The following is a 7,280-nucleotide window of genomic DNA, read 5'->3' as shown; positions in this document are numbered from 1 at the left end:
TTAGCGTGGGTCATGAGCGGGCTCTTTCCAGCGGATGGGTTGTTGAGGAACTTCCATCCTGCCGGGCGGGGCCCGCTCGTCTCATCTCAGCCCGGGCCTCGTGCCAAGAACCTCATGACCCACAACAGTTAGACGCCCGGATGAGACGCCGGTAAGCGCTCAGCAGGAAGTCCACACGCTGAGTACGCCTGGCACCCAGGGCTTCGCGCTGGAGCGTCAGCCGGTGCACAAGAAGACCGCCGACGATGGCGCCGAAGGCCGCGGAGAGAAGGGGCAAGGAAACAGCCAGCCAACCTGTCACTTCTCGGCACCCGAGGTAAATTCGCTACTGAACTCCACACCATCGTCGCTATCCAAAAACGCCTTCAACTCGCGCGAAAGCGACGCGCTGGCCTCATCTTGAAGGGACTCCGTCTTGTCAAGATATCGGAGCTCCTTCAGGCGCTTCTCCACCTGAGTAAGCAGCAGTTTGCCATAAAGTACGTCATCGGTTGGGCCCGCGCTCTCGGGCCACAATTCATCGGTGCGAGGGGTGCCGCCATCCAGGTGGACCCTGTTGATCGCTCTACGCTTCTCGCGATGCTTCGCCCTAAGCTGAGGCAGCCATTCGGCAACGACATCAGAACGAACTTGGGTAGCGGTTTCCACGTCTAGATTAGTGACCTTAGCTATGTGTTCGACCGTGGCATGATATGCTTCCGTATCGCACATTTTCGGACAAAAGACCTCAATTCCTCGCTCGATAAACACCCGTGACCATTCTTCCAGTTCGTCATCGGTAAGAAAGTCCCGATCGCGATGAACGATAACGCGCGGAGAACTGACCATCATGTCAGACATCTCACGGAAGGCCTCCGCTGTATACTTGTTCCCAAGCCCATTGAATGACGCAATCTTGACTTTCTCATCATGAAAGCCCGACTCGCGCAATGCAAGTCGAAGCGCCCAAGGATCCTCGTCCTCAGTACAGATGATCACCTGACTTCGCAGATCGAGCTGGTCAAGTGCACCAAGGTCCATCAAAAGCGCGGTCAGATCCCGTCGATCATCGGTTTCGACGTCTCCATCCTTCATCCATACGACTTTGACAGCATCAGACGCGCCCGTGATCAAATGACGGCTGTGTGTACTGACAATAACTTTGCACTTCTTAACCGTCGCAATCTTCTCTAGCGCAACACCGAGCGCCTTTTGGCGCGACGGATGGAGATGGCTGTCCGGCTCATCCACCAGAAGAAGCGCCGGCTTGAACAGGAGCACGTAGGCGAAAATCTGAGTGATCTGCAAGATTCCCGTTCCCCATAGGTCCACGGGGAGATGGTCCTTAGCCGTAGTTGACTCCCCCGTCGCAAGTCGAACGTCCACGTAAAGATCCCGATCTGGGTCATAGCGAACCAGGAAAGATACCGGAGTCTTCAGTACTGACTCCAAAAGGGTCTCTAGATCTCTCAGCTCATTCCGCTCCGAGAGCAGGCGAATAATATTGCGAAAGACAAGGTTGGCGTCACCACTTGCGGCCTTGCGGAAGACGGCAGCATAACCGCTCATTTCCTCACGATGTGGCACACCCGCAAGGCCAGGAACGTAGACGCTAAATAATTTCTTGGGGTCGCTAATCACTTGACCAAAACCTGGAGAAGTACCGGAACGGTCGACGCCAACATTATTGTGATTCCGAGCCTTGTACATCTCGATCCGAAATTCTGACGCTAAGTCGCTATCAGCAGGCACCCCCTCAAACAAGACCGACCCCCGAAGGCCATCTCCGCGATTGGAGTACTGGGCCCCATGACCAAGAAGGGAAAACTCAGCGACGGGAGAATACCGTAAACTAGCCTCGGCAATGACCTGCTGGCCCAACTCCACCGAGGCCTGCGCACAGCTGACTGCGGTATGGATGGCCTGCAGAACGCTGCTCTTGCCAGAGTTGTTCCCTCCGACCAAATACGTGATGGGCCCCAACTCGATTCGAGTGTCCGCAATTCGCTTAAAATTTCGAATACGGACACTGTTGATAATAAGAGGAGATCGTCGCTGCCCGAGCACCTCGGGACCACCGCTCATAAGCCCCACCCCGTCGCCTTCAAGCTCTGCGTCGGTCGACGCCCCAGGGGACGGAGGGTCGATGCTCATTTCTTACCTCCAGACGTTAATCCGCTACGGAACTCCACCACGTCGCCGTCCTTCATCACGTAGTCCTTGCCCTCCATGCGCACCTTGCCGGCGGCCTTGGCGTCGGCCATGGAGCCGGCGGCCACGAGGTCGTCGAAGGAGACGATCTCGGCCTTGATGAAGCCGCGCTGGAAGTCGGTGTGGATCACGCCGGCGGCCTCCGGTGCGGTCGCGCCGACCGGGATGGTCCACGCTCGCGTCTCCTTCGGCCCCGCCGTCAGGTAGGTCTGAAGGCCCAGGGTGGAGAAGCCGACGCGGGCCAGCTGGTCCAGCCCGGACTCGTCCTGCCCGGCCATCTCCAGCATCTCGGCGGCCTCCTCCTCGGAGAGCTCCACGAGGTCGGACTCGAGCTTGGCGTCCAGGAACACGGCGTCGGCGGGGGCCACCAGATCGCGCAGCTCCTGCTGCTTGGCCTCGTCCCCCAGCACACCTTCGTCCGAGTTGAACACGTAGATGAACGGCTTGGCGGTGAGCAGGCTCAGCTCCCGCAGCCGGTCCATGTCCAGCTTGTCCTTGTCCTTCGCGGCGAAGATCGTCTCGCCCCGCTCCAGCACCGCGAGCGCGGCCTGGAGCGCCTCGAGGTCGGCGGGCTCCTTCTTCTTGCCCTTGACCTCCTTCTCGACGCGCGGGATCGCCTTCTCCACGGTCTGCATGTCCGCGATGATCAGCTCGGTGTTGATGGTCTCCATGTCCGAGGCCGGGTCCACCTTGCCGTCCACGTGGACGACGTCGCCGTCGTCGAACGCGCGCACCACCTGGGCGATCGCGTGGGCCTCACGGATGTTCGCCAGGAACTGGTTGCCTAGGCCCTCCCCCTCGGAGGCGCCCTTCACGATGCCGGCGATGTCCACGAAGGACACCGTGGCCGGCAGGATGCGCTCGGAGCCGAAGATCTCAGCCAGCTGCGGCAGGCGCTCATCCGGCAGGTTCACCACGCCCACGTTCGGCTCGATCGTCGCGAACGGGTAGTTCGCCGCGAGCACGGTCTGGCGCGTCAGCGCGTTGAACAGGGTCGACTTGCCCACGTTGGGCAGTCCCACGAATCCGATTGTCAAAGCCACAGTCCGGCAGTCTACCGGCGGGCCCGCCGCGGCGGAGGCGTCCCGCACCGGCCCCGCTCCGTGGGCAGAACCAGCATCCCCGCCCGCTCCGTGGGCAGGAAGCGCGCTCTCCCCTGTTTCGGGGGCAGAACCGGCAGGGTTTTCCCTCCCGGGGGCAGAAACCTTCGCTCTCCTGCCCACGGAACCCAGAGGCCCAGCGGCCACGGGGCCCGGCAACCCCAGCCCCCGCCCCCACGCGCCCACGGAACCCAGAGACCCTCACCGCCCAGCACGCATCCCCGCCCAGATGACCGATCCGTAGGGTGGACGGGCCGCCCAGACCCCGACGAGAGGAAGCACACCTGTGTCTGCCGACCAGAGGACGACAGCCGAGACCAGAGGACGACAGCCGAGACCGCGGGGCCACCGGGTCCACCCCTCGCCAAGTCCCGCGGCACCGTGCGCCTGCGCTCCAACGACTACCGGGACAAGCCGGCCGTGGACCCGCGCTACTTCACCGACCCGGAGGGCCATGACATGGCCGTCGCGGTGGCCGGCATCCGGCTGGCCCGGGAGATCGTCTCCCAGCCGGCGATGGCGGAGTGGGCCGGCCGCGAGCTCGCCCCGGGCGTGGACGTGCAGACCGACGAGGAGATCGCCGACTACGTGCGCCGCACCCACAACACCGTGTACCACCCGGTGGGCTCGGTGCGCATGGGCGCCGACGACGACGCCATGAGCCCCCTGGACGCCCGCCTGCGCGTCAAGGGCGTGACGGGTCTGCGCGTGGCCGACGCCTCCGTGATGCCCGAGCACGTGACCGTGAACCCCAACATCACGTGCTTCATGATCGGTGAGAAGGCGGCACAACTGATCCTGGCCGACCGCGCCTGACCACCACGCGGATGCGGCGGGCCCCCCGGTGGGGACCCGCCGCAACTGCGTTCGGGGGCGGGCCGCGCGCCGGTCACGCGCGGCTCCGTCAGAGGGCGATCACTCGCCGGAGGTCTCGACGGCGGAGTCCTCCACTGCCTCACCCTCTACGGCCTCGCCCTCCACCTGGGCGGCGGAGCCGGTGTGCTTGACCTGGATCTTGCGCGGCTTGGCCTGCTCGGCCACCGGGATGGTCAGCAGCAGCACGCCGTCGCTGTAGTCGGCCTCGATCTTGTCCAGGGCCAGGCCCTGGCCGAGGTTGAGCTGGCGGGCGAAGGTGCCGGCCGGACGCTCCTTGGTGAGCCAGCGACGGTCCTCCCCGGCGGGGGCCTCCTTGCGCTCGGCGCGGACGGTGAGCGTGCGCTCCTCGACGTCCACGTCGATCGAGCTCGGGTCCACGCCCGGCAGCTCCACCTCGGCGACGAACACGTCGCCCTCGCGGTAGAGGTTCATGGGCATGGAGGCGGCGCCGGAGGTGCGGGCGAAGCCGGTCATCAGGCGCTCCATCTCGCGGAACGGATCAATGGGACGAGCCATGGTCGATCACTCCTCATGCAGGGCGGGCCGCTCCGGTTGAGCGGCGACTGTCCTGTGCAACGCCGTCCCCCCACGGGGTATTCCACGGAGTTGAGTCAGCCCCGCTCAACCCTGTCCAGGGCGGTCCGGAACGCCGTCTCCGCCTCCTTCCCGTAGGGCACGAACAGCACCTCGTCCACGGTGCCGCCCACCTCGTCTGTCATCGCGTGGCAGGTCTCGACGGCGATCCGCGCCGCGTCCTCCATGGGCCAGCCGTAGATCCCCGCGGAGATCGCCGGGAACGCGACCGTCCGGGCGCCGAGCCCGGCCGCCACCTTCAGGGACTCGCGGTAGCACGAGGCGAGGGTGTCGGACTTGTCGATCGTCTTGGCCCACACCGGGCCCACCGTGTGGATGACCCAGCGCGCGGGCAGGCGCCCCGCCGTCGTCGCCACGGCCTGCCCGGCGGGCAGCCCCTCCGGCAGGTCGGTCTCGCGCAGACGGCGGCACTCGGCCAGGATCTCGGGGCCGCCGCGCCGATGGATGGCGCCGTCCACGCCTCCGCCGCCGAGCAGGGTGGAGTTGGCGGCGTTGACGACGGCGTCCGCGTGCGTGGCCGTGATGTCCCCGGGAGCGATGGTGAGCTGCATGGGATCACGCTAGGCGCGGGTGGGCGCCGTCGGACAGGGCCGGTAGCCTCGGCCCCATGAGCACCCCGACGCCCACCGGACCGACCCCCACGCCTCCCGGCGGCGAGCTGCTGCCGCTGATCAGCCTCGCGGTGGAGCACGTGTTCGACACGCTCGGCCGGCAGTCCGTGTTCGCCCCGACGATCCTCGCCGTCGCCGCCGACGGCCAGCGCGGCATGTGGGAGCATCCGGACCTCGAGCCCGAGCAGGCGGCCGCCACGGTCGCGAAGATCACCCCGCGCCCCACGCGGGCGGTGGCGGTGTTCGACGGCGAGATCGAGACGGCCGACGGGCCCCGCCCGGCCGTCGCGGTGGAGGCCTTCGACGCCGCCGCCCTGGCCTCGACCCGCATGGTCTTCCCCTATCTGCCCGGCGTGGCGGCTGCGGGCATCGCCGCCCGCGTCGACGGCGACCCGCAGGTCGTGGCCAACGGCCCCAACCCGCTCTTCGGCTGAGCCACCCGCCACGACGACGGCGCGCCGCGTCCTATCGTGTCCGTGCGGCCTGCGAGGGTGGGGGCATGGAGATCCTCAGCCTGCTGCTCGCCCTCATCCTCGGACTCGTGCTGGGCGCCCTGGTGGGCGCGTGGCTCATGTGGCGCCGGGCGGCCGGCGGCGGTGAGGAGACCCGCCGGGCCCAGGCCGAGCTGGCCGCGCTGCGCACCGAGCACCAGGGGGTGCGAGAAGAGCTCGCGGCCGCCCGGGCGGAGCAGCGCGCGCTCACGGCCGCGCGTGCCGAGGACGCCGAACGCCAACGCGCGGAGTCCCAGGTGATGTCCACGCTCGCGCCGCTGGGCCAGCGGCTGGCGGCGCTCCAGGAGCAGGTGAGCGTGCTGGAACGGGATCGGGCGTCCCAGTTCGGTCGGCTCGGGGAGCAGCTCCGCGCCGCCGCGGCCACGGACCGGGACCTGCTGAACCAGACCACCTCGCTCATGGCCACGCTCAAGTCCACCTCCGCGCGGGGCCACTGGGGCGAGGCGCAGCTGCGGCGGGTCGTCGAGGCGGCGGGCATGCTCCACCACGTGGACTTCACGGAGCAGGCCACGCTGTCCGGCAGGGACGGCGAGCGCCTCCGCCCGGACCTCGTGGTGTCCCTGCCCGGCGGCAAGGCCATGGCCGTGGACGCCAAGGCCCCCATCGGGGACGCGCTGGCCGCCGAGGCCCTCGCGGACGAGCCCGGCGAGGAGGCGTACGAGCGGCGCCAGGCGCTGGCCGCCCAGCACGCCGCGGCCGTGCGCCGCCACGTGGACCAGCTCTCCGGGAAGTCCTACTGGGCCGGCCTCGAGCACTCCCCCGAGCTGGTCCTGTGCTTCCTGCCCGCCGAGTCGCTCCTGGCCGCGGCCCTGGACGCGGACCCCGGGCTGCTGGACCACGCGTTCTCGCGGAACGTCGCGCTCGTCGCCCCCGTCTCCCTCCTGACCGCCCTGAAGTCCGTGGCCTACGCGTGGCGGCAGGACACCCTGGCCGAGAACGCCCACACCGTGGTGGCCAGCGCGAAGGACCTCTACGAGCGCCTCGGCACGCTCGGCACCCACCTGGACCGCATGGGCGGATCCCTCAAGACCACCGTGGACCGCTACAACCAGCTCGTCGGCAACGTCGAGTCGCGCGTGCTCCCCGCCGCCCGGCGCCTTCGCGACGTCGACCCGGGCCTGGCCCCCACGCCGGACATCCGCACGCTCGAGTCCGCGCCCCGGCCCCTGGCCGCTCCGGAACTGGTCGCGGGCGTGGAGGAGGACGAGCTGCGCCGTCGTCGGGCGGAGTCGGCGCGGGAGGCGTGAGCGGGGCCGGGCGCTGTATCTTATACCCATCTGTGGCTGCCGCCGATCGCATAAGTGGAGATGTGGGCGGGGGGCGCATGCTTAAAAAACAACAAAGGCGAGGACGATACGAAAGCGAGTACACGCTATGACGTAAATTGTGCAAAGAGT

General features: G+C 67.3%; 6 protein-coding genes and 1 pseudogene. 3 read left to right on the top strand and 4 right to left on the bottom strand.

The features are described from left to right. Positions 1-297: 297 nt before the first annotated feature. On the bottom strand, positions 298-2,133 hold the full coding sequence (locus FLM69_RS10755; protein WP_141844201.1) for an ATP-dependent endonuclease: 1,836 nt from the start codon (positions 2,131-2,133) through the stop codon (positions 298-300). Further along, positions 2,130-3,233, bottom strand: coding sequence for a redox-regulated ATPase YchF (gene ychF / locus FLM69_RS10750; protein WP_141844199.1), 1,104 nt, complete (start codon positions 3,231-3,233; stop codon positions 2,130-2,132). The genes FLM69_RS10755 and ychF overlap by 4 nt, the downstream gene beginning before the upstream one ends. A 420-nt stretch (positions 3,234-3,653) precedes the next feature. Between ychF and FLM69_RS10745 the strand changes: the two are divergent. Then, positions 3,654-4,106, top strand: a pseudogene (locus tag FLM69_RS10745) (GMC oxidoreductase); the annotation flags it as partial. A gap of 99 nt (positions 4,107-4,205) precedes the next feature. Here the strand turns inward: FLM69_RS10745 and FLM69_RS10740 are convergent. Both FLM69_RS10740 and FLM69_RS10735 read right to left on the bottom strand, forming a co-directional pair. Next, positions 4,206-4,682: an Hsp20/alpha crystallin family protein gene (locus tag FLM69_RS10740; protein ID WP_041104345.1), complete on the bottom strand. Its 477-nt coding sequence runs from the start codon at positions 4,680-4,682 to the stop codon at positions 4,206-4,208. A 95-nt stretch (positions 4,683-4,777) separates the two neighbouring features. Further along, a complete protein-coding gene (locus FLM69_RS10735) occupies positions 4,778-5,311 on the bottom strand; it encodes an O-acetyl-ADP-ribose deacetylase (RefSeq protein WP_141844196.1) in 534 nt (177 codons plus the stop codon). A 56-nt stretch (positions 5,312-5,367) separates the two neighbouring features. Here FLM69_RS10735 and FLM69_RS10730 point away from each other — a divergent pair, with 56 nt between their 5' ends. Then, a complete protein-coding gene (locus FLM69_RS10730; protein WP_101967675.1) occupies positions 5,368-5,805 on the top strand; it encodes a hypothetical protein in 438 nt (145 codons plus the stop codon). Between the two features lie 65 nt (positions 5,806-5,870). Further along, positions 5,871-7,130, top strand: coding sequence for a DNA recombination protein RmuC (rmuC, locus tag FLM69_RS10725; protein WP_141844195.1), 1,260 nt, complete (start codon positions 5,871-5,873; stop codon positions 7,128-7,130). Positions 7,131-7,280 lie beyond the last annotated feature (150 nt).

Source organism: Micrococcus sp. R8502A1 (genome assembly GCF_006704135.1).
GTDB classification, from domain to species: Bacteria; Actinomycetota; Actinomycetes; order Actinomycetales; family Micrococcaceae; genus Micrococcus; species Micrococcus luteus.
Note: the sequence above shows the minus strand (reverse complement) of the source record. Positions and strands in the feature narration are given on the sequence as shown.

Excerpts from the sequence above, each read along its gene's own strand:
- FLM69_RS10755 (WP_141844201.1), bottom strand. The coding sequence starts at position 2,133 with ATGAGCATCGACCCTCCGTCCCCTGGGGCGTCGACCGACGCAGAGCTT.
- FLM69_RS10740 (WP_041104345.1), bottom strand. The coding sequence starts at position 4,682 with ATGGCTCGTCCCATTGATCCGTTCCGCGAGATGGAGCGCCTGATGACC.
- FLM69_RS10735 (WP_141844196.1), bottom strand. The coding sequence starts at position 5,311 with ATGCAGCTCACCATCGCTCCCGGGGACATCACGGCCACGCACGCGGAC.
- FLM69_RS10730 (WP_101967675.1), top strand. The coding sequence starts at position 5,368 with ATGAGCACCCCGACGCCCACCGGACCGACCCCCACGCCTCCCGGCGGC.
- rmuC (WP_141844195.1), top strand. The coding sequence starts at position 5,871 with ATGGAGATCCTCAGCCTGCTGCTCGCCCTCATCCTCGGACTCGTGCTG.